The following is a 23,565-nucleotide window of genomic DNA, read 5'->3' on the forward strand; positions in this document are numbered from 1 at the left end:
CACGATTCGACAGCCGCCAGCGAGCGCTTAGAGGGCCTGCCCGCCGACAGCCCCGCGCGACCCGCATCCAACGAAGCGATGCAAACACCGCCCCGCGAAGCGGCAAAACGTGCCGCCTACTGCCCAACCCGGAACTCGATCCGCCGATTCCGTGCCCGCCCATCCGCCGTATCGTTCGGCGCGATCGGCTGATCCGGCCCGACGCCCGTCGTCGTCATCTGCTGCGGCGGAATGCTCTTCGTGATCAGGTAGCCCTTCACTGAATCCGCGCGCGCCTGGCTCAGCGCGATGTTCGACGTGCGGTTCCCCGAGTTGTCGGTGTGGCCGATGATGTCGACCGTGCGGTTCGGCATCTTCGCGAGTGCGGCCGCCATCTGGTCGAGGATCAGCTTGCCCTGCGGCGTGAGCGTCGCGCTGCCGGTCTCGAACTCGATCGTCCGGTTCGCGAGCGTCTGGTCGAGCACGCCCTGTTCGGACGCCGACACACGCAGCCCGTTCTTGATCGTATACGTCGGGTTCAGCGTGTTCGCCATGTCGCTCGCGAGCTGCTGGCGTTGCGCCTCGTTGTGCACCTCGCCCTTCATCTCGATCTGCGTGCCGTTGATCTTCAGTTGCCCCTTGCTGATCTGCTTGAGCTGCGTGCCGAGCAACTTCTGCACGTTCGCGCTCCAGTTCGGCGGCGTTGCGACGTCGCCCACCTCGATCTGGTCGACGACGTTGGTCGCGCCGTAGGTATCGCGCAGCTTCTGCAGCACGGCGGCCTTGGTCGCCTCGTCGGGCACCTTGCCGCCGACGACCACCTGGCCGGGCGTCGCGGTCGCGGGCGGCGGCGTGAGGGTGTTCGCGGTGCCGGCCGTGCCGTGCACGACGGCGCCGGAGGCCGTCCCCGGCGCGGCGCCGGGGTTCGCGGAGAGCGCGGTCGTCGCGACCGTGCCGTTGCCGACCGGCGTGACGGTCGCGCCGGTGTTCTGCGCGAAGGCCGCGCTGCTGGCGAAGAGCCCGGCGGCGAGGAGGGCGGCGACGGCGGGCGAGAGCGCGGCCGAAAAGCGCGCGCGCCGGGCTTGAATCGTGCGATGCATCCCGTCAGCCTCCGATGAACGCTTCGCGGAACGCGTCGATGGCGACACGCAGCGAGAGTTGCGGTTGGTCGAGGTAGCTGACGAGCTTGCTGATCTGGTGATCGTTTTGCGCATGGGCGTCGATCCACTCGGGATCGTCGATGTCGATGTTGTGGGCGGCGTAGGTCTGCGGGTCGACAACGCTCAGCAGCGTCTTCGCCGACGCGCCGTTGAAGCCGATGATGAGCCGTTCGCGCTCGGCGATCGTGCCGATGAAGATCGCGAGCTCGAAGTCGGCCTGCGCGACGAACGGCGCGATCAGTTCGAGCCAGAACGCGGCGACGAGGCTGCGATAGAACGGATCGACCGGCAACGGCAGCGTGAGGCCGCGCTCGATGTGCGACGAGCCGCTCTGCATCACCGGCCGCAGCAGCGAGCCGAGCGCGAGCATCGCGCCGCGCAGCCGCACGGGATGACCGCTTTCGAGCAGCATCTCCTGGAGGCCGTGCAGCGTCTGGTGTTCGACGAAATCGTTGAAGGTGCCGTCATGCGACGTGCCGGGGCCGCCGATGTCGATCGGCACCTGCGTGTCGCCGAGCGCCTGCAGTGCGCCGGGCGGCTCGTCCTTGCCGAGCAGCGGCGGGATCTGCGTGGCGACGCGCGACCACAGCCGCGCGAACGCGAGCGGGCTGCGCGCGAGGAACGCGAGCGGCCGGTCGACCTCGAGCGCGGTCGCACCGAGGAACGGGAAGCGGCGCATCGACACGTCGTGGCTCGCGACCATGTGGCCCGCGATCGCGAGCTTGCTGCGCGAGCCGAGGAACGCGAAATGCATCGGCTTCGCATCCTCGTAGACGAGCTTCCAGCGCGGATCCTCCGCGAGCAGCTCGAGCGCCTGCGCGATCCAGCGGTCGAGCGTCTGCAGCAACTGCGGGTTGTGCGGGCTCTTCACGAAGTCGCCGCGCGACGGAATCTTGCCGAAGTAGGCGATCTGCGCCTGTACGGTTTGCGTCATTGCGCCCCCTGGGCATGCGTTGCGTTGGCGGCCGCGACGGCCGGCGCTGCGGCCGGCGTGCCCGTGCCGGCGGTCTGGGTTGCGTTCTGCGCGGCGCCCGCGCTTGCGTCGGCGACCGACGACGGCAGCTGCAGGCCACGCAGGCTCTGCTGCTGCGGCTGGTCACCGCCACCGCCGGACGGTTGCGACGTGCTGATGATGCGCATCGTCACCGACACGTTCACGCTGCCCTGCGCCCACGTCAGGTCGAAGGTGCCGTCCGGACGGCGCTTGCGCTGCGCCGAGTTGATCAGCTTCTCGAGACCGTAGCGGCCCGGCTCGTTGACGAGCTGCACCGTGCGGCCGTCGAAGGTCGTCGCGGACAGCGTCGCGCCCGGCGAGCCCTGCGGGTTCGGCCACACGAAGTTGGTCCACTGCGGCGGCGTGTTGCGGTAGCGCAGCTGCTGGCCGTCGATCGCGATCGTGTATTCCGTCGTGCCTGTGCTCGGCTGCGGCAGGATCTGGAACACGGTCTGCGGCTCGGACGATGCGGCGGCGCTGCCTGCCGCACCGCCGGCGAGCGGTGCGACCCAGCGTGCGAAGCCGTTCGTGAAGTCCGGCGTGAGGCCGATGCCCATGTCGCCCCACGTGCGGGCGGCGAGGGTGTCGCCGCGGCGCACCGCGAGCGGCCCGAGCGTCGTGCCGACGAACTTCGCGATCGAGCCGTCCGGACCGAACACCTGCGCGATTTCACCGGCGCCGGCCTCGACCTTCGCGCTCGCCGCGAACGGGTACTTCGTCGCGAGCGAGTTCTGGAACGGCTGGTAGACCTGCGCGTTCCACACCTTGTTGACTTCGGCGCTGGCCGGCTGGATCACGACTGCGAACGCCTGCATCAGCGGCCGCACCAGCAGCGGACGCAGCGACTTGCGTTGCGAATCGGTGAGGCCCGTCAGCATCTGCTCGTCGACGAGCTTCAGCGAATCGGCGAGTTCGGAACCGTTGCCGTCGAGCGTCTGCTGCATCAGCTGGCGCGCGCCCGGGCCCGGGTCGCCCTGGTTCTTGATCACGTTGAAGCGCGTGCGGACCTTCGACAGCGACTCCATGTAGCCCTTGAGCATCGACGTGCCGTCATGCAACGCGACGATCCGCGCGAGCCCGATGAACTCCTGGCCGATCGGACCCATCGGCACCTCGGCCGGATTGCCGTTGATGTCGATGTTGGCGGCCGCCACCTGGCCGGCCGGCGAGCGCGAGAACAGTTGCTTGACCCAGTTCACGACGCCCGTCTGCGCCTTCTTGATCGTCACGTTCGCGAGCGACGGGTTGTCCCACGAGGTCTGGTCGTACGCGGTCTCGAGGATCTTGCGGATCGGCGAATCCTGCGGGTCGCCGAGGCGGTTCATCCCGTCGACGGCCTGGCCGAAGCTGGTGAAGCCCTGTACCGCAATGCCCTGCATGAACTTCTGCCAGTGCTGCGCGTACTCGGTCTTGTACATGCCGACCAGCGTCTTCTGGATCTGCTCGGGGCTGCCCTCGAGCGTCAGGTCGTCCTGCGTCGACGTGTTGAGCACCCAGTCCTTCGCCTGCAGTTCCTTGGTCGCCGCGTCGCGGATCGCCGGCTGCACGTAGTCGAACCACGCTTCGCGCGTGAACGTGCCCGGAATCGCGTAGCTGCCGGCCACGAGCCCCTGGTTGCCGTCGCCGACGATGCGCGCGATGGTCATCGGCGCGAAGCGGGTCGACGCGCGTGCCTTGATTTCCTCGTACACGCGCTGGCGGGCCGGCATGCCGCGCACGACGTGGCGCAGGTTCTCGCGGGTCTGGTCGACGAGCGCGAGGTTCGCGTCGATCATCGGCCAGTTGTCGTCGTTCACGCGGGCGAGGTAGAACGAGATCATGCGCTCCGCGCTCTTGATCATCTCGTCACGCGGCATGTTGCCGCGATTCGTCTCGAGCCAGCCGCGCCAGAAGCGGGCGAGCTGGTCGGTCAGGTGCGCCTGCTCGACGTGGCGCTTGTCGGACAGCATCAGGTACGTCTTGAGCGCGTTGTACGCATCCTGCACGTTGGTCGGCGACGCGTCGCTGTAGAGGCCGCCCTGCGGTGCGGCCGGCTGCTGCGCTGCGGCCGGCGCGGCGCCGGACGCGGCCAGTGCGGCACCGGCCTGCGGCGCGGCGCCCGCCGCGTTCGTCGAGACCGGCATCGTGCCACCCTGCACGGCGCCCGATTCGGGCGGGCGCGTCATCGGCACGAGCTGTTCGGGGTGCGCGTTCACGTCCTTCATGAACGACGCGAGGTTCTGCGACACCGGGGCCAGCAGGATCTGGCGCACGCCGTTGTAGTACTCGGTCAGCAGGTGCTGCTCGAGACGGTCGCCCTGGTACAGGCCGAGCGACACCGAAATCGGCTTGTCGCGGCGGAACTGCTCGAGCTGCTCGATCCGGTCTTCGAGGATGTCCATCGCCTGCAGGCGCGACTGCAAGTCGTTGCGGCCCTGCTGCAGGCGCGTGACGTTGTCGAGGTCGGCCTGCACGTTCGCGACGAGCTGCTGGTTGCCGATCGTCGACCAGGTCCAGCCGCCGAGCGCGAGCGCGAGCGCCGCGACGAAGCCGAAGAAGGTCGCGTAGCGCAGCCGCGTCTTGGTCGGGCTGGCGAACTGCCGCACCGTCTGGCGGTCCGCGAAGATCACCTTCGAGAACAGGTCGCGCAGGAAGAAGCCGTTCTTCGAGAACGCGCTGTGCGGTTTCGGCAGCGCGGCGCCGTCGAGGCCGAAGCGATGCGCGATGCGCTGCGCGGCCGCGCTGTTGGTTTCGCCTTCCTGCAGCGCGCTGGTGAAGTAGAAGCCGCGGAAGATCGGCTTGTACTGGAACGGGTTGTTCTCGAACAGCGTCGCGAGGAACGCGCGCAGCGACGGCTTGATCGTCGAGAATTCGAGCGGGAAGCTCAACTGGCCCGGCGACAGCTGGTTGCCGCGCGACAGCGACAGCTGCGCGACGCTGATCTCCTTCAGCCCTTCGTAGAGTTCCTCGAAGTGCGTGTCGAACTGCGCGACGACGTCGCGCTTGTCGTCGGGTTCGTAGGGCAGGGTGGCGCCCCACACGCGGTCGTATTCGTGCTTGTCGCTGCTGCTGAAGAATTCGGTGAAGCCGGTGATCAGGTCGGCCTTCGTGAACATCACGTAGACCGGGGCGAACACTTCGAGCTTTTCCGTCAGTTCCTGAACGCGCTGGCGGAGGTTTTTCGCGAGGTTGATCGCGAATTCGGGGCGGTTGCCGGTGAGTTCGGCGATGCTCGCGGTGACGATGATGCCGTTGATCGGCGCCTTCGGGCGATAGCGCTTGAGCAGGCCGAGGAAGCCGAGCCACTCGCTGCGGTCTTCTTCATGCACCGAATAGCGGCCGGCCGTGTCGAGCAGGATCCCCTCGGTCGTGAAGAACCAGTCGCAGTTACGCGTACCGCCGATGCCGTGGATCACGGCGCTGTTCTTGTCCGCGAACGGGAACTGCAGGCCGGAATTGAGCACGGCGCTGCTCTTGCCCGCGGCCGGGTTGCCGATCACGATGTACCACGGCAGTTCGTACAGCGCGGAGCCGCCCGACACCTGGCCGATCTTCGACGTCTTGATCGTCTTCACCGCATCCGACAGGCGCGTACGCAGCACGTCGAGGTCGGCCGTCTTCGCGTCGGGGGCGAGCGCGGCGGCGGCGGGCGCGGCGATCTTGCCGGTTTCCGCCTGCTCTTCCAGCACCTGGCCGAGCTGCTGGTTCGCGCGCTTCACGCGCCAGCGGCGCCACAACGCGACGACGAGCCACAGCGCGAGGATCGCTGCAAAGGCGATCGCCGCCCACAGGAGCGGCAACTGCAGCATGTCGGCGACGATGAAGAGGATGGCCGCTAGCGCGACGATCCCGACGATCGAGAGCGTACGCGGATGAGTCAGCACGTTGAGGATGCGTTGCATAGGACGTTCAGGTTCCGGTGCGATTCGATGAGGCGACGCAGGCGCGCCGAGCGGCAAGGGTGGCGCCGCGATGTGTCGCCATGCTGTCAAACGGGATGAAGGGGGCTGGCATCAATGCGCCCGCGGCATCGGAGAAGGCGCGCGCATTAATGAAAGGACGCTGTGAGATTTAAAACGGAAGCGGCGGCCGGAAAAAATCGCGCACCGGAATGCCCGATCGTTTGCGCCGCCCAAATCGTTTCCTGCCGGGTGATTAAAAAGCCCCATGCCGCCCTCATTATTTCTTGTCCGGCAGCCCTGACTAGCTGCCGCGTCCCAGTTTAAAACCGGGTTTATGGTATTCCACGTGCCCGAGATCCATCATTTTCCATCGGCCGCCCCAGGTGAGGCCGACTTGCTCGGCGACCTGGCCGTACAACTGGTAGCCGCGCATCGCCCACGGGTCTTTCTCGGAAATGACCAGCTTGCCGTCGCGCAGGAACGCGTTGTCGGACGCCAGCCCGAATTGGTGATAACTCTGGAAGGCGGCCGCGTTGGTCACGTTGCTGCCCATCTGCGCCAGCCGGTTCTGCCGTTCCGGGCTCCGGTAACCTTCCAGCAACGCCATTTCATAACCATATTGTTCGTGCATGATCTTGTAGACCAGCAGCAAACGCGTACGGAAATCCGGATCCAGCAGGTTCCAGTCGCGGCTCGCATCCTTCAGCGCCGGGCGTACCTGTTCGACTTCCTTAGTGGCGAAGACTTCCGGCGGCAGCGGCGGGGGCGGGACGAGCTGTTCGCCCTGCAGCAGCGCGGCGATCTTCTCGTCGGGCACGCGCGCCGTGTCGTCGTACTGGAACAATTGCCGGCCGCGTAACGCAATGGCGACCAATGGCGGCGTCGCAAGAATACCTGCCGATACCATAATCATCAAGCGCCGGCGAACCAGTAAATTTTGCACGTCGTTTAAAGCGCCGCGCGTAGCGCTTGCCGATTTAACAATCTGACTTCGCGTACGCGAGGCGCGATCGTTCGCACGGCGCGTTAGACGGCCGTGAAACTGGGCGACGGATTCGAATACGGTCGCGCGGATACCCGGTAAAAGCAACAGTGCCGCAACCGCGACGGCAAGGGCGAAATAGGCGACGAGTGCGACGGCAATCAAAGAAATCCCCGGAAATTGGAATTGATTGTGTTTTGCAATGCTTGCTCTTAGAATCAGGCTGCTTCGAGAGGCCGGGCTATATTATCGCGGTGAATTAAACCAGGATTCAATGAGACGCTGAATGAGTGCGCCGGAAAATTCAAATTCGAAATCTCCGCCCAGCCTGCTGTCCGATACCAAACCGGCAGGCGACGGAGCTCAGCAGTCGCGCATTCTCGCGAATCTGGAAGGACGTGTCACGCCGCCGGCCGAACCGCCGCGACGTTCGCTGAAGGCGCCGATCGCCGCCGTCGTGGCCCTGGTGGTCGCCGTCGGCGGCTGGGGCGCATGGCGCATGCAGCATGCGGGCGAGCAGGCCCCCGCCGTCACGGCAGAGGCTGCGCCGGCAGCCGCCGCGCCGGCGAAGGCCGCAGCGGCCAGCGATGCCGCCGTGCAGGTCGCGCAGAATGCCGCGTCCGCCGCATCCGCCGCGCAACCGGCCACGATCGTCAACGACGACGCAGCTTCCCGAACCGTTGCGTCCGCATCGTCCGCATCATCCTCGGACAACAGCCGCCTGTCGCGTGCGCTCGCCAATGGCGCCGACGACGCATCGGGTACGGCCACGGCCGGTGCGGCCGCTGCCGCTGCTGCCGCCTCGACCAAAACCGCGAAGGCCGACGCCGCCAAGGCCGACGCCGCGAAGGGCGCGAAGGTCGCCGCGCACGGCAAGACCGATACGAAGGCCGACGCGAAAGCCGAGGCCCGCAAGCGTCACAAGGAACAGCAGGCCGAGCTCGCGGCGGCGAAGAAGCATCGCGACGCGACGCCGGCCCGTACCGCGAAGGCGGCCGGGAAGGACGATCCGGATGCGGACCTGCTCGCGGCACTCGTCGCGCGCACGAAGCCGGCCGACAAGAAGCTCGCCGCGCAGAAGGCGCAGGCCGTGCCGACCAAGACGGCCGCGACGACCGGCTCGCTGGCGTCGCGCGTGAAGGAGTGTTCGGAGCGCGGTTTCTTCGAGGATCAACTGTGCCGCTGGCGCGTCTGCGAGGGTCACTGGGGCAAGGACCCCGCGTGCCCGAGCGCCGCGCAGTCGGAGACGCGGCAGTAACGCGTCCTGCGCGTGTCGAGCCGCCGCACCTGCGCCGCCCGTTGGGCGGCGCGTTGCTTTGGGGGCGCGGAATCGGACGGTATGATGCGGCGTGACGCTGTCACCGGCGCGTCATGCCCGTCGGGCATACGTCTCCTTTCCATTTCCGGCGCGGGCGCGCGACCCGCTTTGCGCGGCGCGCCGTGTGCAGCACGACCTTCGACACGATGGACCTGATCGTACAGACTTACGGCGCCGATACGTCCGGCATGGTGTGCGGATTCCGCTTCGTTCCCGGCGGCTCCGGCGCGACGCTCGATGCGGACGCGGCTGCCACGTGGCTGCGCACGTGCCGCGAGCACGATGCCGCGTCGGACGATTTCGTCTGGCTGCACTTCAATCTCGCGCACGGCGCGAGCGAGCGCTGGATGCGCACGCATCTCCAGTTGCCCGACAGCTTCTTCGAATTCCTCCACGAAGGCTCGCGCTCGACGCGCATCGAGCAGGAAGACGGCGCGCTGCGCGCGATCGTCAACGACGTGATGTTCAACCTCGAACTGACGCCGTCGGAGATCGCGACGCTGTTCGTCCACGTCGAGCGGCGCATCATGGTCACCGCGCGGCTCAAGCCGCTGCGCTCGGTCGACACGCTGCGTGCGTGCGTGCGCGACGGCGAGCAGTTCAGGTCGCCCGCGGAATTGCTCGTGCACCTGCTGCGCGACCAGGCCGATCTGCTGATCCAGATCATGCGGCGCACGAGCGTCGACGTCGACCGTATCGAGGATCGCTTCCTGTCGCAGCGGCTCACGTCGAGCCGCATCGAGCTCGGCGCGATGCGCCGCACGCTGACGCGCCTGCAGCGCATGCTCGCGCCCGAGCCTGGGTCGATCTTCCGGCTGCTCGCGAAACCGCCCGCGTGGCTGCATCTGGAAGACGTGCAGGAGCTGCGCGAGTCGACCGAAGAGTTCTCGCTGGTGCTGGCCGATCTGGCCGGGCTCAACGAGCGGATCAAGCTGTTGCAGGAAGAGATCGGCTCGCGTCTCGACGAGCAGAACAACCGGACGCTGTTCACGCTGACGCTCGTGACCGTGATCGCGCTGCCGATCAACATCGTCGCCGGCTTCTTCGGGATGAACGTCGGCGGCGTGCCGTTCTCGGAGAACAAGCACGGCTTCTGGCTGATGGTGCTGCTCGTCGCGGGCTTTACGGCGCTCGCCGCATGGTGGGCGTTCCGCCGGCGCGACGATCGTTAGCCCCCCCGGCGCCGCATCGATTCGTCAGCGCAGCAGCGCGATCGCGCGTTCGCCGATCACCATCCCGAGCAGGCCCACGAGCGCGACGAGCGGCGGGGCCGGCGAGCGGACGTGCAGCAGCGCGTACACCACGCCGACGCCGAGCCCCACCGCGAGCGAAGTCACGTAATCCATCATGGCAGTCTCCCGTGTGGTCCGGCGTCAGGGCTTGAGGATGACGCGCTCGCGCGCACCGGCCAGCACCGCGCGATACGCGTCGTGTGCGCGCTCGAGCGGGTACACGTAGTCGTCGCCGATCGGGAACGGGCGCAGCGTGCCGTTGCCGAAGCCGGGCGCGAGCGTGTCGAGGATCTGCGCGACCGTGGCGCCGCTGAGCTGCAGCGAATCGACGCCCACGAACGTGTGCTGGCCGCGATAGAACGCGAAGATGTCGAACGGCACGCTGCGGTCGATCGTCGAGATGAAGATCTGCCGCGCGCCGATCGCCATCGACGCGTTCGCCGCTTCGAAGTACGGGCTGCCGACCGTGTTGTAGACGATGTCCGCGCCGTGGCCGCCGGTTGCCGCGCGCACCGCGTCGGCCACCGGTTCTTTCGACGCGTCGATCATGTGCACGTCACCCGATGCATGGCCGCGATAGCCGCCGGCGCTGCGCTCGACGCCGATCACGGTGGCGCCGTGCGCGGTCGCGAGCTGGATCGCCGCCTGGCCGACCTTGCCGTTCGCGCCGAACACGAGCACGACGTCGCCGGCCGTCGGCATGCCGGCGCGGCGCAAGCCTTCGTACGCGGTGACGAACGGCACGCCGATGCCGGCCGCTTCGTCGAGCGTCAGCACGGCGGGCTTGCGGCGCACCAGCGGCGCGTCGAGTACGAGCCACTCCGCATGCGAGCCGTCGCGATGCACGCCGAGATCGCCACCCGAGCCCCACACCGGCGCGCCGATCCAGCCGTCCGGGCCGCTGCGCACGATGCCGGCCCAGTCGCGCCCTGGTGTGCGCGGCCACACCGCGTGCGGCATGCGGCCGAGCGCGGCCTTCACGTCGCTCGGGTTGACGCCGGCCGCGCGCACCTCGATCAGCATCTGGCCGTCGGCCGGGACGGGCGGGTCGATTTCCCTGACCCGCGCGTCGAGCGACTCGATGTCGGCGGCGGGGGCGTCGAAGCGGATGCTGCGCATGATGATCTCCGTGGCGGATGGCTGTCGCGCGGCCCGGCGGGGCGGTGCGCGCAGCGGGTGAAAAGGATGCATGCAGTCTAGTCGGCCCGGTTTGACGCGGAAACGCGCAAAGGCGGATGATTGCTTTGCGCTAAACGCATAGCCAACTCCGAAGGCACCGAATGGACGACTTCCTTTCCCCGCATCTGGCGCTGTTCGTCGACGTGGTCGACCAGCAGAGCTTCTCGGCGGCCGCGCGCCGGCTGGGTGTCGCCGCGTCGTCGGTCACGCGGCGCATCGACCGGCTCGAGACGCAACTGGGCATCCGCCTCCTGCACCGCACCACGCACGCGCTGCGGCCGACCGAGGCCGGCCAGTTGTTGTACGGGCGCGCGACGCGGATGCTGGCCGAGCTGCGTGGCCTGCAGGAAGACCTGCACAGCCAGCACGACGAGCCGAGCGGGCTGCTGCGCGTCGACTGCCCGGCGCCGTTCGGCCGCCGGCACCTGATGGCCGCGCTGGCTGCTTTCATGCAGCGTCATCCGGCGCTGCAGGTCGACCTGGTGCTGACCGACAGCATGGTCGACCTGCAGGGCGCGCGGCTCGGCTCCGACGTCGATCTCGCGGTGCGTATCGGCCCGCTCGAGGACACGCGCTTCGTCGCGACCGTGCTGGCGCCGCAGCGGCGCGTGCTGTGCGCGAGCGCGGCGTATCTCGCGCGGCGCGGCGAACCCGAGTCGCCCGACGCGCTCGCCGGCCACGACTGCCTCGCCTGGCACGGTGCGCCGCCGCCGGGCGCGTGGCGCTTCGGCGAGCGCCGCCATGTGCCGGCGCAGCCGCGGTTTCGCAGCAATCATTCGGAAGCGTTGCTCGAAGCCGCGATCGACGGGCTCGGTCTCGCGCACCTGCCGACCTGGCTCGCGGGCGACGCGCTGCGCGACGGACGCTTGCGCGCGGTGCTGCCGCAGTTCGCGGCGGCGCCCGAGCCGGCGACGATCCACGTGTTGCGCCAGCAGGCGCGCGGCACCGCGCGCGCGTCGCGGCTCGTCGCGTTTCTCGCGACGTGGTTCGCGCAGCCGGCGTGGGATGCCGCGTGGGCATGACGGCGGGCGGGTGCACGTGCCCAAAGAAAAAAGGGCCTCGCATGCGAGGCCCGTCAAAGGTCGGAGAAACCGGTACGCCGGCCGGCAGCCGCAGGCTGCGCGGCGCCGGCCGGATGCGCACCGTTACTGCGTCAGTACCTTGCGCGGCTTGAAGATGCCCTGGTAGTGCAGTGCCGGGCGTTCCTTCGTCACCGGCTCGAGGCCGCCGAAGGTCGGCGTCTGGCGCAGCTTCATCGCGGCCGGCGAAGCGACCGAACCGATCGACGTCGAGCGCGATGCCGGCGCGAGGTTGTTCGCGACGAGCAGGGCGGCCTCGCTCTTCAGGTTCGCGAGCAGGACCGGATCGGTCGAGCTGTTGACCTGCGTGAGCAGCCCGCTCCAGGCCGCGTCGCTGTAGTTCACGACGTAGTAGTCGAGCCCGCTCGGGTCGGCGACCACGCCCGTGCAGCCGTCGACGCGCGTCTGCGTCTGCGTATCCTTCAGCGCGAGCGTCGTGCGTTTCGCGAGACCCTGGCCGTACGCGAGCGTGATCGGCACCGTCCATTGCAGGCCCGGATACGCGTTCTTGTTCGGGAATGGCTGCTGTTTCAGCGTGATGACCGTCTGGTTCTTCGTCAGGTCGCACTGCGTGTCGAGCGAGATCAGCGGCACGCCGGTCTGGCGGACGTAGCTGTCGCCGATCGCACCGATCGACTGGCCGCTTTCCTTCGACAGTGCATCCCACAGACGCTTCGGCGTACCGTTGCCGAACGAGTAGTCGACGAGGTACTGCTGGAGACCCTTGCGCAGCGTCTGTTCGCCGAGATAGTTCTCGAGCGTCTTCAGCACGTGGCCGCCCTTGTCGTACGTGAACGCGCTGGCGCTCAGCACGAAGTCGTTCGACGCCCAGCCGTTGAAGTTCGGTGCGACCGGGAACGCGTTCGGGCCGATGTCACGATTGATCACGCGGTACTTGTTCTTCACCTGGTCGAGCCAGCTGAACTCGTTGGGGAAGAACTGGATCGTCGTCTTCGTCTCGAAGAACGTCGCGAACGACTCGTTGAGCCACACGTTGTCCCACCAGTCGGTCGTGACCAGATCGCCGAACCACTGGTGCGCGACTTCGTGCGTCAGCACCTCGTTGCCATAGTGCGACATCGGCTGGCCCGGCTGCGGCAGGATGTCGTCGGCGAACTCGAGGATCGATCCCCAGTTCTCCATCCCGCCGAAGTTCAGGTCCTTCTGCTCCTTGAACGCATCGTTCGCGGCCACCGTGTCGAACTTCGTGAGCGGCAGGGCGATGCCCGTATAGCGGTAGTAGAAGTCGAGCGCCTGCTTGGTGCGGTCCATTGCCGGCTTCGCCCAGTCGCTCATGCCCGGCGGCGTGAACACGCGCAGGTGCAGGCCGCCCTTGCCGCCCGGCAGCGGGCTCGAGAAGTCGTCCTCGTAGGTGTCGAACAGGCCGCCGCCGAAGAACAGCAGGTACGACGGCATCGGCGGGGTCTTCTCGAACTGCACGAGCTTGTAGCCGCCGCCGACGTTGGTCGACGGTTTCTCGGCCGCGTTCGACACGACCCGCCAGCTTTGCGGCACTTCGGCCGTCACTTCATAGGTCGGGCGGAATGCCGGCTCGTCCCAGCCGGGGAACCACTGGCGCGACAGGTTGGTTTCGCCCTGGGTGAGGATCGCGCCGCTCGTCTTGCCGTCGGTGCCCTTCAGGTCGACGCGGAAGACGCCTTCCGCGGCCGAGCAGCCCGGATACGGATCGTCGCCGCAGCTGCCGCCGGTCTTCGCGACCGGATCGTCATACGACTTGAAGTTGATGATGCCCGTCCACTCCATGTGCAGCGAATAGTTGCCCGGCGAGATCGTGCCGCTCACGGGGCGCAACTGGTAGAAGTCGCCCTTGTCCTGCGGCGTCGCGATCAGCTGGATGTTGCCCGGCTGCAGCGTGATGCGGCCGTTCGTGAACTTGATCCGGTGGCCGGCGATCACGATGTTGTTGACCGGCTTCAGCACCTTGATCTCGACGTCGGCACGGCCGTCGAACGCGTTCAGCGCGTCGTTCGGGCGGAACCACAGCCGGTAGTTCACGGGTACCACGGTGTCCGGCAACTCGACGGGCGAGACGCTCTTGTCGACGTTGGAGGCGCTCGGCGGCGCGGTGACGGTGGGCGACGAGCCCGAGTGCGGCGCGCCGGCGGAGCTGAGCGCGGAAGCCGAGCCCACGCCGCCGTCGTCGCCGCCGCACCCGGCTAGCGCGAGCGCGGCGACGATCGGCAGATAACGCATCTTGCGAATGTTGATCGACATGACTGAAACCTCGATTGTTGAAAGAATCGTTCAGTGCTGCGAAAACGCCGGCAAAGACAATCCCCTCGCCGTTAATCAACAGCGATGAAAATGCCAATGACGGATTATTCGAAAAGACGGCGGCCGACTACGTGAAGGTAATCATGGTTTACTGCCCCCTCTGGATTTCCGGATGTCGGTTAACTTGCCGGTTCAAAATGGCCGGGCGCGTGTTGTACTGAATTGATTTCGCACGCACGACACGGAGCCGCACGCCCTGGGCGGGCGCGCTTTCCCCTTTGAACAGACGACCTACGGGGCTGGCCGGGCCTCGTCGCAGGATGGCAGGAAGGCATGTCGCCGTTCCGTAAAATCACCGTCATGCGGCTTCAAGGTTTGTCGGCTTGCTCGAAGGATGCGTAAATATACTTGATGGTTTTAGGTAAAGGAAACGAAAAATTTAGAAATTGCATCTATTGAATTCGCTGTCCTCCATTGAATGCTGGGAAGCATTAATGCGCTTTCTGTTTCGCTGTTATCTTCGTAGTTTTAATCTATTAACGATCTCGCGGGACTGCGAAAACTACGAAACCCGGCGTACCGGGGCGTGCTCGGTACAATGCAGCGACGATCCGCTCACCGATTGCCGCGAGGAGGTTTTCCCATGCCACGAACCCTGTTCCGTATCGCGCCGCTGCGCGCCATGCTGCTGCTGTTCGTCGCCGTGCTCCTGCTCGGCGGTTGTGCGGGGCTGACGCGCGACCCGGTGCGCGTGACGGTCGTCGGGCTCGACCCGCTCGTCGGGCAGGGCCTCGAGATGCGTTTCAGCCTGAAGCTGCGCGTGCAGAACCCGAACGATGCGCCGATCGACTACGACGGCATCTCGGTTGCACTCGACCTGAACGGCGCGCCGTTCGCGGGCGGCGTCAGCGATCGCTCGGGCACCGTGCCGCGCTTCGGCGAGGCCGTGCTCGACGTGCCGGTTTCCGTGTCGGCCTTCGCCGCTGCGCGGCAGGCGTGGAACCTGCCCGGCGCGGCCGCGAACGGCGAGCTGCCGTATGCGCTGCGCGGCCGGCTCGCGGGCGGCGTGCTCGGCACCGTGCACTTCAACGACGCGGGCACGCTGCGCCTGCCCGCGATGCCGGGGTGGGGCGGATAGCATGCGTGGTTGCAGGCAACGTCGCGCAAACGTCACGCAAAATTGACCATTTGACGCTCTTCAACATTCATTCTGGCGTCATGTCGATTTTTGCCGATGCTGCACGTAGACTCGCTGGTGTCCGAGGGCCGGACAATTTTCCAGGAGAAATACATGGCGGCAAAATTCGAAATCATGAAAGCGACGAACGGTCAGTACTACTTCCACCTGAAGTCGGCGAACGGCGAGATCATCCTCGCGAGCGAGCGGTACGAAGAGAAAGGCGGCGCGAGAAACGGGATCGCGTCCGTGCGTGAAAATGCACCGCGGGACGAGCGTTACGAGCGGAAGCTCGCCCGCAACGGCGAACCCATGTTCAACCTGAAGGCCGCGAATCACCAGGTCATCGGTACGAGCGAAACCTACACGAGCGTACAAGGGCGCGAGAACGGCATTGCAGCCGTCAAGCGCGACGCGCCGGTTGCCGAAGCCTTCGACCTGACCTGATCGCCGGTTGCACCGCCGCGAGCGCCTTCGGGGCACGCGTTGCGGTGCCTGTTTTGCCGGGTCGGGCAAAGCGCGGTATGGTGTGGTCCGCGCGGCGAATTCTCGCCGCCGTTGAAGCCAACCGTAACCGAGTTCGCGTGACCGATTTCCCCGTTTTCCACTGGACCGACGCCGACGGCGCCGATCATGCCGTGCGCTGGCGCTCCGAAGCCGGCGTGCAACCGCCGAAGCGCGCGGTGCCCGCCGACGACCGCCTCACCGCCGACGCGGCCTACCGTCTTGCCTGCGAGGGCACCGCGCTCGTCTGGCAGGGCGATTTCCAGAATGCGCGCCAGCTCGTGCAGGCGATGGCGCGCCGTGTCGAGCGCAAGCCGAAGAAGGCGAAAGCCGCGGCCGGCGTCGACGCATTCAACCTGCATCGTCTCGCGCAGTCGCAGCGCGCCCGCACGCTCGGCATGCTGCTGATCCCGCTCGATGCCGACTACACGATCCCGCTGCGCCGCGCGCCCGACGTGCGCGCCGCATGCGAAGAGGCGTACGGGCCCGGCGGCGCGCCGTCGGTCGTGTCGTTGCGCGAACTGCTCGGCCTCGTCGGTGCGCACGAATGGCGCAAGAAAGGGGTGCCGATCCCGGCGCTCGGCGGTGCACCGATCCACCCGCACTACGGCGTGTTCTCGCCGGTGCGCGGCGAATACGTCGAACTCGTCGCGCGCGCGCCGCTGCCGGCGACGTCGCTCGCGTTCGACGTCGGCACCGGCACCGGCGTGCTGGCGGCCGTGCTTGCGTCGCGCGGCGTCGAGCGTGTCGTCGCGACCGACCAGGATCCGCGCGCGCTCGCCTGCGCGCGAGAGAACGTCGAACGGCTGGGCCACGCGGATCGCGTCGAAGTCGTCGAGGCGGATCTGTTCCCGGCCGGCCGTGCGCCGCTCGTGGTCTGCAACCCGCCGTGGGTGCCGGCCCGGCCGAGCGCGCCGATCGAATACGCGGTCTACGATCCGGACAGCCGCATGCTGCGTGGCTTCCTCGCGGGGCTCGCCGCGCACCTCGAGCCGGGCGGCGAAGGCTGGCTGATCCTGTCCGATTTCGCCGAGCATCTCGGCCTGCGGCCGCGCGACACGCTGCTGCAATGGATCGACGCAGCGGGCCTCGTCGTGCTCGGCCGCGACGACATCCGCCCCGCGCACCCGAAGGCGATGGATGCCGACGATCCGCTGCACGCGGCACGCCAGGCCGAGGTCACGTCGCTCTGGCGGCTCGGCGCACGAGCCTGACCGCGTATTTTCGGTAAACTATCGCCAATCCTCACGAATTCCCGCCGCCGGGCCGTGGTCGACCGACCGTGGCCCGGCGGCGCTTCACGATGTCGAACAAGACCCACGAAATCCGCCCGGAGCAGTCCGTCGAGCTGCTGAAGGAACTGCACATCCTCACCCGCGACGGGAAGCTGAACCAGGACAGCCGCCGCAAGCTGAAGCAGGTCTATCACCTGTTCCAGTTCATCGAGCCGCTGCTCGCCGGCGTGCAGGCCGAGCGTGGCAGCGTGACGCTCGTCGATCACGGCGCCGGCAAGTCGTATCTGGGCTTCATCCTGTACGACCTGTTCTTCAAGCAGCAGCCGGGGCACGGCACGCCGGCGTTCGCGTCGCACGTATACGGGATCGAGACCCGCGAGGAGCTCGTCACGCGCTCGGCCGAGCTTGCCGCGCGGCTCGGGTTCGGCGGGATGTCGTTCCTGAACCTGTCGGTCGCCGATTCGATCACGTCGCCGAAACTGCCTGAAACGGTCGACGTCGTCACCGCGCTGCACGCGTGCGACACGGCGACCGACGACGCGATCCGCTTCGCGCTCGCGAAGCGCGCGCAGCACATCGTGCTGGTGCCGTGCTGTCAGGCGGAAGTCGCGGGCGTGCTGCGCAAGAACAAGGGCAAGTCGCTCGCGAACGCGCTGACGGAAGTGTGGCGGCATCCGCTGCACACGCGCGAATTCGGCAGCCAGATCACCAACGTGCTGCGCTGCCTGCAGCTCGAAGCGCACGGCTACCAGGTCAGCGTGACCGAACTGGTCGGCTGGGAGCATTCGATGAAGAACGAGCTGATCATCGCGCAATACAAGAACCTGCCGCGCCGCCGGCCCGGCGAGCGGTTGAACGAGATCCTCGGGATGTTCGGGCTTGCCGAGCTGAACGAACGCTTCTTCGTGCCGGAAGCCGCGGCCGTGGGCGGCGAGGCCGTCGAACCGGCCGCCGGCTGACCTGCGCGCGGGCGGGCGCGTCGCGCCCGGCGCACCGGGTGCCGCACGTTACACGCCGCGTCAGACGTCGTCGCCCGGCCGGCGCATCCATTCGCGCCAGCCGTCATGGCCGAGGCGCCGCAGCGTTTCCTGATTCTTTTCGTAGATCGCGGACGCGTCCGGGAACGCGTCGACCGCGCGCGCGATGCTGTCCTCGCGCAGCAGGTGCAGGATCGGATACGGCGCGCGGTTCGTGTAGTTCTCGATGTCGTCGGGCTCGCTGCCCTCGAACCGGTAGTCCGGATGGAAGCTCGCGATCTGCAGTACGCCGTCGAGCCGCAGTTGCCGCACCAGCCGGTCGGCAAAGAACAGCGCATCGTTGTAGTCGATGAAATCGGCGAACGCATGCGGGAAGATCAAGAGCGTCGTGTCGACCTGCTGCGGGTCCGCCGCGTCGAGCGCGCGCAGCTCCGTTTCGAGTTCGCCGAGCGCGTCTTCCAGCGTCGTCGCTTCGCTGATCGCGTAGCGCACCTGTTCCTTCACATAGACGCTTTTCGCGAACGGGCACAGATTGAGCCCGATCACCGCCCGCGCGAGCCAGTGCCGCGTGGCGGCGAGGATGTCGTCGTGCGATTCGGGGCGGGTGTCGGTCATCGTGAAACCAGTCGGGCGAAAGGGCGGCGAGGGCCGCATTGTAGCGGGCGCGCCGTCACGCGCAGGCGGCCTCGATCAACTGCGTGACGAGCGTGGGCGCGACGCCGATCGGCGTTTCGCCATGCCGGTAGGTCTGGCTTGCCGCGTAGATGCCTTCGATCACCAGCGCGAGCGAGTCGGCGAGCGCCTGCGGCTGCCGCGCGCCGGCATCTTCGCACAGTGCGACGAGCCGCTTCATCAGCTGTTCCTTGTTCTGCGCGACGCGCTCGCGCGCGGGGTGCGACGCATCCGGGAATTCGGCCGCGACGTTGACGAACGGGCAGCCGCGGTAATCCTTCTGCGTCGCGCGCTCGGCGAGATCGACGAAATACTGGATCAGTTGCGCTTTCGGCTGGCCCGGGTGCTTCGCGACGCTCGTGTTGAAGCGGTCGAAGAAACACGCATCCATCCGCTCCAGGTACGCGAGGATCAGCTCGTCCTTCGACGAGAACTGCCGATACAGGCTCATCTTGTTGACGCCCGCCCGCTCCACGACCGCCTCGACGCCCACCGTCCGGACGCCTTCCTTGTAAAACAGCTCCTCGGCGGCGCGCAGCAGGTGCTCCTGCGCGGTAGCGCCGTCGATCGGCCGGCGCGTGCGGCGCGGCAGCGGTTTGGCGATCTCGATGCCCGACATGATGACCCTCGACTGCATATTGGATTGCTTGACATGTTACCGATTGGTCACTACGATCGCAACACACTTGTGACCGGTCGGTAACAATGCCGGTCGGATCAACAGACAAATGCCAAGCGTCGGCCCGGGTCAGCCGATGCAGCGTGCGGCGGAGGTGGCCTGGCAGGGCGAGCGGCGCGGGTGCGGAGGCACCGGAGCCGCCAACTGGAGAACGCGAAGATGAACTGGGCGGTGACACGAATCAGCGGGCGCTTCCACTACGGATGGCTCGCGGCGGCGGTGGTATTCCTGATCCTGCTGGCGGCGGCCGGCACGCGCGCGACGCCGAGCGTGCTGATGGTGCCGCTCGAACGCGAGCTCGGCTGGAGCCGCGCGGCGATTTCGCTGGCGATCTCGGTGAATATCGCGCTGTACGGCCTGACGGGCCCGTTCGCGGCTGCCGCGATGCAGCGCTTCGGGCTGCGTCCGACCATTCTCACCGCGCTCGTGACGATGAGCGCGGGCGTCGCGCTGTCATCGATGATGACGCAGAGCTGGCAGATGGTGGTGATCTGGGGCCTGATGGTCGGCTGCTCGACGGGCGTGGTCGCGCTGACGCTGTCCGCAACCTTCGTCACGCGCTGGTTCCATGCGCGGCGCGGCCTCGTGATGGGGATCCTGACCGCGAGCACGGCCACCGGCCAGCTCGTATTCCTGCCGATGCTCGCGGCGATCGCGCAGCGTCATGGTTGGCGGCCGGTCGTGCTGGTCGTCGCGGTCGCGGCCGCGATCGTGATTCCGCTGGTTGCATTCCTGTTGCCCGAACGGCCGGCCGACGTGCAGTTGCGCCCGTACGGTGAGCCGGCCGATGCGCCGCCCGCGCCCGAGGCGTCGAAGGAGAACCCGCTCGCGGTCGCGTTCCGTACGTTGCTGACGGCGAGCCGGTCGCGCGATTTCTGGCTGCTGTTCTTCAGCTTCTTCATCTGTGGCGCGAGCACCAACGGCTACGTCGGCACGCACCTGATCGCGATGTGCAGCGACTACGGGATGACGGAAGTGCAGGGCGCGTCGCTGCTCGCCGCGATGGGCGTGTTCGACCTGTTCGGCACGACGCTGTCGGGCTGGCTGTCCGACCGTTACGACAACCGCGTGCTGCTGTTCTGGTACTACGGACTGCGCGGACTGTCGCTGATCTACCTGCCGCACGCGTTCGGGATCGATTTCTTCGGGCTGCCGCTGTTCGCGATGTTCTACGGGCTCGACTGGATCGCGACCGTGCCGCCGACCGTGCGCCTCGCGACCGACGTGTTCGGCAAGGCCGCGGCGCCCGTCGTGTTCGGCTGGATCGTCGCCGGCCACCAGCTCGGCGCGGCGTTCGCGGCGCTCGGCGCGGGGCTGCTGCGCGCGAGCCTCGGCACCTATACGATCGCGTCGATGATCTCGGGCGGGCTGTGCATCATCGGCGCGCTGATCGTACTGCGGATCAACCGCGGCCCGTCGCGCGCAGCCGCGCAGGCGGCCTGAGCGCGGCCGTTCGATCGCCCGGCCGGCCGCGCGGCGGATGGCCGGGCAATGCACGCACGGCGATTTGCTTAGCGCGGGAGGATCGGGCGCGCATCGGCTCAAGCGGGTATGCTTGCGGTTCGCGAGGCGTTCGCGCCCCTTCATCGATGTCAGCGAGGAACCGCATGTCCGTCAAACCTGCTCCCACCACTGTTTCGATTCACGATCTGATCGCGGGCCGCTGGAGCCCGCGCGCGTATTCGGATGAAGCCGTCAGCGCCGGCGATCTGCACGCGGTGCTCGAAGCCGCCCGCTGGGCGCCGTCTGCCTACAACGCGCAGCCGTGGCGCTTCATCGTTTTCGACCGCAAGCAGGACGAAGACGCGTTCAAACGCGCGTTCGCGACGCTGGTGCCGTTCAACCAGGGCTGGAATGCGCCGGCGCCCGTGCTGATCGCGGTGACCGCGCACACGCTCACGCCGAAGGGTGAACCGGCTCCCACCGCGCTGTACGACGCGGGCGCCGCCGCGATGTCGCTGGTGCTGCAGGCGCACGCGCTGGGCCTGGCGGCCCACCAGATGAGCGGCTTCGACGCGAAGGCGTTCCGCGATGCGTTCGCGATTCCGGCCGACGTCGCGATTCCGTCGATCATCTCGCTCGGTCACTACGGCAACGTCGACAAGCTCGATCCGGTGCTGCGCGATCGCGAGAAGGCGCCGCGCACGCGCCATGCGATCGGCGAGGTCGTCTATGCGGGCGCGTGGAAGAAGGGTTTCGACGCGGCAGCCTGACCTGCCTGGCGGACGGGCTGCATCGAGCATCCCGCCCGCATGTTTCCCCGGCGCGCCAGGCCGCGCGCCGTCACGCCGAAGCCCGTTGCGCGGCACCGGTGGCCGGCCCCGGTTGTGATCCCGCGGGCTTCATGTTAAAAAGCCCGTCCTTTCCGTTTTCGCGCCGGCCCTGCTGCGGCAACTTCCCATGACTTACTGCGCGATCGATTTCGGCACGTCCAATTCCGCCGTGGCGCTGCCCGACGGCGACGGCATGCGCCTCGCGCCCGTCGAGGGCGACCACCTGACGCTGCCCACCGCGATCTTCTTCAACAACGACGAAGAGACGGTCGAATACGGCCGTGCGGCGCTGGCTTCCTATATCGACGGTTTCGACGGCCGGCTGATGCGCTCGATGAAGAGCATCCTCGGCTCGCCGCTCGCGGAAACGACGACCGATCTCGGCGACGGCAGCGCGATCGCGTACACCGAAATCATCGCGCGCTTCCTGACGCACCTGAAGCGCAAGGCCGAAGCCCGCGCGGGCGCGCCGATCGGCCGTGCGGTGCTCGGCCGGCCGGTATTCTTCGTCGACGACGATCCGCGCGCCGACCGCCTCGCCCAGGACCAGCTCGAGGCCGCCGCGCGATCGGTCGGCTTCACGGACGTGCAATTCCAGTACGAACCGATCGCGGCCGCGTTCGACTACGAGTCGCGCCAGCAGGCGGAGCGCCTTGTGCTCGTCGCCGACATCGGCGGCGGCACGTCCGACTTCTCGCTGGTGCGCGTCGGGCCTGAACGGATGACGCGGCTCGAGCGCAAGGACGACGTGCTGGCCCACCACGGCGTGCACGTCGCGGGCACCGATTACGACCGGCGCGTCGAGCTGGCGGCGATCCTGCCCGCATTCGGCTACCGTTCGCTCGACCCCGAAGGTCGCGAGCTACCGAACAAGATCTACTTCGATCTCGCCACCTGGCACCTGATCAACACGGTCTACACGCCGAAGCGGCTCGGCGAGCTGAAGCTGATGAAGCACCTGTACCGGGAGGTGCAGCAGTACGACCGGCTCACGAGCGTGGTCGAGCAGCGGCTCGGGCATGCGCTGATGGCGCGTGCGGAAGAAGCGAAAATCGGCGTCGCGGCGGGCGGGGAGACGATGATCGACCTGAACGACGTGGAAGAGGATCTGCAGATCGCGTTCGATGCCGACCGGCTCGTCGACGCGAGCCGCGACGACACCGCACGCATCGTCGACGCCGCGCGCGAGACGGTGCGGCTGGCGGGCGTGGCGCCGCGCGATGTCGGCGCCCTGTATTTCACCGGCGGCTCGACGGGGCTCGCGTTCCTGTCGGGCGCGCTGGCGGGAGCGTTCCCGGATGCGCAACCGGTGTTCGGCGACCGCCTCGCGAGTGTCGCGACAGGTCTGGGCATTCACGCGCAGCGATTGTTCGGTTGAATGCGGGCGGCTGAAAGGCCGCCAAGCCGGTCGACCGGCGCCGAAAAACAAAAAGCCCCGCCGAAGCGGGGCTTTTTTTCACGAATTATCGCGCCAAGCTTAGACCGGACGGATGTTCGCAGCTTGCAGACCCTTCGGGCCCGTCTTCACTTCGAATTCAACCTTCTGGTTTTCTTGCAGCGTCTTGAAGCCTTCGACGCGGATTTCCGAGAAGTGCGCGAACAGATCGTCGCCGCCGCCTTCCGGGGTGATGAAGCCGAAGCCCTTTGCGTCATTGAACCACTTGACGGTACCGGTTGCCATGTTACTTGTTCCTAAAAAAATAAAACGGGGCCGAAGCCCATGGGGTGCGGAAAATCAAGGAAGGGGTAATAGGACCAACCGGAGTACCGTTGATGGGCGAACTACGAAAGAACCAATTCACTCGCCGCTTGAAATCCTGCGAAGTCCTTTATACGGCTTATCAACCGCGTGGTCAACCGTATTTCCATGGACTCAGGGTTATTGCGTATATCAGGTTTACAAAGCTTGCAAACGATGCGAATTTTTTGTAGGGGCCGAACGATTTTGGCGCCACGTTTGAGGTGCAACCGTTAAACTACGCGCCGCGTGGACGGGTTGCCCCGATCGG

The 23,565-nt window shown here is 67.2% G+C and carries 19 protein-coding genes and 1 pseudogene; 10 read left to right on the top strand and 10 right to left on the bottom strand.

The features are described 5' to 3' along the window. Nucleotides 1–116: 116 nt before the first annotated feature. The 4 genes from CFB82_RS02505 to CFB82_RS02520 all read right to left on the bottom strand — a co-directional run bounded on the left by CFB82_RS02505 (nt 117) and on the right by CFB82_RS02520 (nt 7,161). Complete coding sequence (locus tag CFB82_RS02505; RefSeq protein WP_089483352.1) at nt 117–1,079, bottom strand: OmpA family protein; 963 nt, start codon at nt 1,077–1,079, stop codon at nt 117–119. A 4-nt stretch (nt 1,080–1,083) separates the two neighbouring features. Further along, the gene (gene tagF / locus CFB82_RS02510) at nt 1,084–2,073 is read right to left on the bottom strand and encodes a type VI secretion system-associated protein TagF (protein ID WP_069246999.1); all 990 of its coding nucleotides are present in this window, start codon (nt 2,071–2,073) and stop codon (nt 1,084–1,086) included. Next, nucleotides 2,070–6,014, bottom strand: a complete 3,945-nt coding sequence (gene tssM, locus CFB82_RS02515; protein WP_069247000.1) for a type VI secretion system membrane subunit TssM — start codon at nt 6,012–6,014, stop codon at nt 2,070–2,072. Before tssM ends, tagF begins: the two co-directional genes overlap by 4 nt. Before the next feature lie 301 nt (nt 6,015–6,315). Continuing rightward, on the bottom strand, nt 6,316–7,161 hold the full coding sequence (locus CFB82_RS02520; RefSeq protein WP_089483353.1) for a M15 family metallopeptidase: 846 nt from the start codon (nt 7,159–7,161) through the stop codon (nt 6,316–6,318). A gap of 121 nt (nt 7,162–7,282) precedes the next feature. Here CFB82_RS02520 and CFB82_RS02525 point away from each other — a divergent pair, with 121 nt between their 5' ends. Together CFB82_RS02525 and CFB82_RS02530 are read left to right on the top strand one after the other, a co-directional pair. Next, complete coding sequence (locus tag CFB82_RS02525; protein ID WP_089483354.1) at nt 7,283–8,254, top strand: phage tail protein; 972 nt, start codon at nt 7,283–7,285, stop codon at nt 8,252–8,254. Nucleotides 8,255–8,460: 206 nt separating this feature from the next. Next, nucleotides 8,461–9,486: a transporter gene (locus CFB82_RS02530; RefSeq protein WP_089483380.1), complete on the top strand. Its 1,026-nt coding sequence runs from the start codon at nt 8,461–8,463 to the stop codon at nt 9,484–9,486. Nucleotides 9,487–9,513: 27 nt separating this feature from the next. On the opposite strand, the pseudogene CFB82_RS02535 reads toward CFB82_RS02530, so the two are convergent. After that, nucleotides 9,514–9,660: pseudogene (locus CFB82_RS02535) on the bottom strand (DUF1427 family protein); the annotation flags it as partial. 27 nt (nt 9,661–9,687) lie between these two features. Continuing rightward, nucleotides 9,688–10,665, bottom strand: a complete 978-nt coding sequence (locus CFB82_RS02540) for a quinone oxidoreductase family protein (RefSeq protein ID WP_089483355.1) — start codon at nt 10,663–10,665, stop codon at nt 9,688–9,690. A 161-nt stretch (nt 10,666–10,826) separates the two neighbouring features. Between CFB82_RS02540 and CFB82_RS02545 the strand changes: the two genes are divergently transcribed. Next, nucleotides 10,827–11,747: a LysR family transcriptional regulator gene (locus CFB82_RS02545; RefSeq protein WP_089424369.1), complete on the top strand. Its 921-nt coding sequence runs from the start codon at nt 10,827–10,829 to the stop codon at nt 11,745–11,747. Between the two features lie 123 nt (nt 11,748–11,870). Here CFB82_RS02545 and CFB82_RS02550 read toward each other — a convergent pair whose 3' ends face one another. Further along, entirely contained in the window at nt 11,871–14,039 is a 2,169-nt protein-coding gene (locus CFB82_RS02550) for a M1 family metallopeptidase (RefSeq protein ID WP_089483356.1), read from the bottom strand. A 643-nt stretch (nt 14,040–14,682) separates the two neighbouring features. Between CFB82_RS02550 and CFB82_RS02560 the strand changes: the two genes are divergently transcribed. From CFB82_RS02560 to CFB82_RS02575, 4 genes are all read left to right on the top strand, one after another. Beyond that, on the top strand, nt 14,683–15,177 hold the full coding sequence (locus CFB82_RS02560; RefSeq protein WP_089444863.1) for an LEA type 2 family protein: 495 nt from the start codon (nt 14,683–14,685) through the stop codon (nt 15,175–15,177). Nucleotides 15,178–15,330: 153 nt separating this feature from the next. Continuing rightward, a complete protein-coding gene (locus tag CFB82_RS02565) occupies nt 15,331–15,663 on the top strand; it encodes a YegP family protein (protein ID WP_069247007.1) in 333 nt (110 codons plus the stop codon). Between the two features lie 137 nt (nt 15,664–15,800). Next, the gene (locus CFB82_RS02570) at nt 15,801–16,934 is read left to right on the top strand and encodes a methyltransferase (protein WP_143750871.1); all 1,134 of its coding nucleotides are present in this window, start codon (nt 15,801–15,803) and stop codon (nt 16,932–16,934) included. Nucleotides 16,935–17,023: 89 nt separating this feature from the next. Further along, nucleotides 17,024–17,914: a class I SAM-dependent methyltransferase gene (locus tag CFB82_RS02575; protein ID WP_089483381.1), complete on the top strand. Its 891-nt coding sequence runs from the start codon at nt 17,024–17,026 to the stop codon at nt 17,912–17,914. A gap of 60 nt (nt 17,915–17,974) precedes the next feature. Here CFB82_RS02575 and CFB82_RS02580 read toward each other — a convergent pair whose 3' ends face one another. Continuing rightward, a complete protein-coding gene (locus tag CFB82_RS02580) occupies nt 17,975–18,547 on the bottom strand; it encodes a DUF1415 domain-containing protein (protein WP_089483358.1) in 573 nt (190 codons plus the stop codon). Between the two features lie 55 nt (nt 18,548–18,602). Beyond that, a complete protein-coding gene (locus tag CFB82_RS02585; RefSeq protein WP_089483359.1) occupies nt 18,603–19,223 on the bottom strand; it encodes a TetR/AcrR family transcriptional regulator in 621 nt (206 codons plus the stop codon). 219 nt (nt 19,224–19,442) lie between these two features. Between CFB82_RS02585 and CFB82_RS02590 the strand changes: the two genes are divergently transcribed. From CFB82_RS02590 to CFB82_RS02600, 3 genes are all read left to right on the top strand, one after another. Beyond that, on the top strand, nt 19,443–20,726 hold the full coding sequence (locus CFB82_RS02590) for an MFS transporter (protein WP_089483360.1): 1,284 nt from the start codon (nt 19,443–19,445) through the stop codon (nt 20,724–20,726). Between the two features lie 164 nt (nt 20,727–20,890). After that, nucleotides 20,891–21,496 carry a nitroreductase family protein gene (locus CFB82_RS02595; protein ID WP_069247013.1) on the top strand — a complete coding sequence of 202 codons (606 nt, stop codon included), beginning with the start codon at nt 20,891–20,893 and terminating at the stop codon, nt 21,494–21,496. A gap of 187 nt (nt 21,497–21,683) precedes the next feature. After that, entirely contained in the window at nt 21,684–22,934 is a 1,251-nt protein-coding gene (locus CFB82_RS02600; protein WP_089444867.1) for an Hsp70 family protein, read from the top strand. Between the two features lie 99 nt (nt 22,935–23,033). On the opposite strand, the gene CFB82_RS02605 is transcribed toward CFB82_RS02600, so the two are convergent. Beyond that, nucleotides 23,034–23,237 (bottom strand): cold-shock protein, encoded by a 204-nt coding sequence (locus tag CFB82_RS02605; RefSeq protein ID WP_006477070.1) that lies wholly within the window; start codon nt 23,235–23,237, stop codon nt 23,034–23,036. Between the last annotated feature and the right edge of the window lie 328 nt (nt 23,238–23,565).

Origin of the sequence: Burkholderia sp. HI2714 (genome assembly GCF_002223085.1) — a bacterium.
GTDB classification, from domain to species: Bacteria; Pseudomonadota; Gammaproteobacteria; order Burkholderiales; family Burkholderiaceae; genus Burkholderia; species Burkholderia lata_D.

What these genes read in the sequence shown, in the direction of transcription:
- CFB82_RS02565 (WP_069247007.1), top strand. Translation starts at nt 15,331, where the DNA reads ATGGCGGCAAAATTCGAAATCATGAAAGCGACGAACGGTCAGTACTAC.
- CFB82_RS02595 (WP_069247013.1), top strand. Translation starts at nt 20,891, where the DNA reads ATGTCCGTCAAACCTGCTCCCACCACTGTTTCGATTCACGATCTGATC.
- CFB82_RS02505 (WP_089483352.1), bottom strand. Translation starts at nt 1,079, where the DNA reads ATGCATCGCACGATTCAAGCCCGGCGCGCGCGCTTTTCGGCCGCGCTC.
- CFB82_RS02575 (WP_089483381.1), top strand. Translation starts at nt 17,024, where the DNA reads ATGTCGAACAAGACCCACGAAATCCGCCCGGAGCAGTCCGTCGAGCTG.
- tagF (WP_069246999.1), bottom strand. Translation starts at nt 2,073, where the DNA reads ATGACGCAAACCGTACAGGCGCAGATCGCCTACTTCGGCAAGATTCCG.
- CFB82_RS02580 (WP_089483358.1), bottom strand. Translation starts at nt 18,547, where the DNA reads ATGACCGACACCCGCCCCGAATCGCACGACGACATCCTCGCCGCCACG.
- CFB82_RS02545 (WP_089424369.1), top strand. Translation starts at nt 10,827, where the DNA reads ATGGACGACTTCCTTTCCCCGCATCTGGCGCTGTTCGTCGACGTGGTC.
- CFB82_RS02550 (WP_089483356.1), bottom strand. Translation starts at nt 14,039, where the DNA reads ATGTCGATCAACATTCGCAAGATGCGTTATCTGCCGATCGTCGCCGCG.
- CFB82_RS02600 (WP_089444867.1), top strand. Translation starts at nt 21,684, where the DNA reads ATGACTTACTGCGCGATCGATTTCGGCACGTCCAATTCCGCCGTGGCG.
- CFB82_RS02605 (WP_006477070.1), bottom strand. Translation starts at nt 23,237, where the DNA reads ATGGCAACCGGTACCGTCAAGTGGTTCAATGACGCAAAGGGCTTCGGC.
- CFB82_RS02530 (WP_089483380.1), top strand. Translation starts at nt 8,461, where the DNA reads ATGGACCTGATCGTACAGACTTACGGCGCCGATACGTCCGGCATGGTG.
- CFB82_RS02525 (WP_089483354.1), top strand. Translation starts at nt 7,283, where the DNA reads ATGAGTGCGCCGGAAAATTCAAATTCGAAATCTCCGCCCAGCCTGCTG.
- tssM (WP_069247000.1), bottom strand. Translation starts at nt 6,014, where the DNA reads ATGCAACGCATCCTCAACGTGCTGACTCATCCGCGTACGCTCTCGATC.
- CFB82_RS02590 (WP_089483360.1), top strand. Translation starts at nt 19,443, where the DNA reads ATGAACTGGGCGGTGACACGAATCAGCGGGCGCTTCCACTACGGATGG.
- CFB82_RS02540 (WP_089483355.1), bottom strand. Translation starts at nt 10,665, where the DNA reads ATGCGCAGCATCCGCTTCGACGCCCCCGCCGCCGACATCGAGTCGCTC.
- CFB82_RS02560 (WP_089444863.1), top strand. Translation starts at nt 14,683, where the DNA reads ATGCCACGAACCCTGTTCCGTATCGCGCCGCTGCGCGCCATGCTGCTG.
- CFB82_RS02585 (WP_089483359.1), bottom strand. Translation starts at nt 19,223, where the DNA reads ATGTCGGGCATCGAGATCGCCAAACCGCTGCCGCGCCGCACGCGCCGG.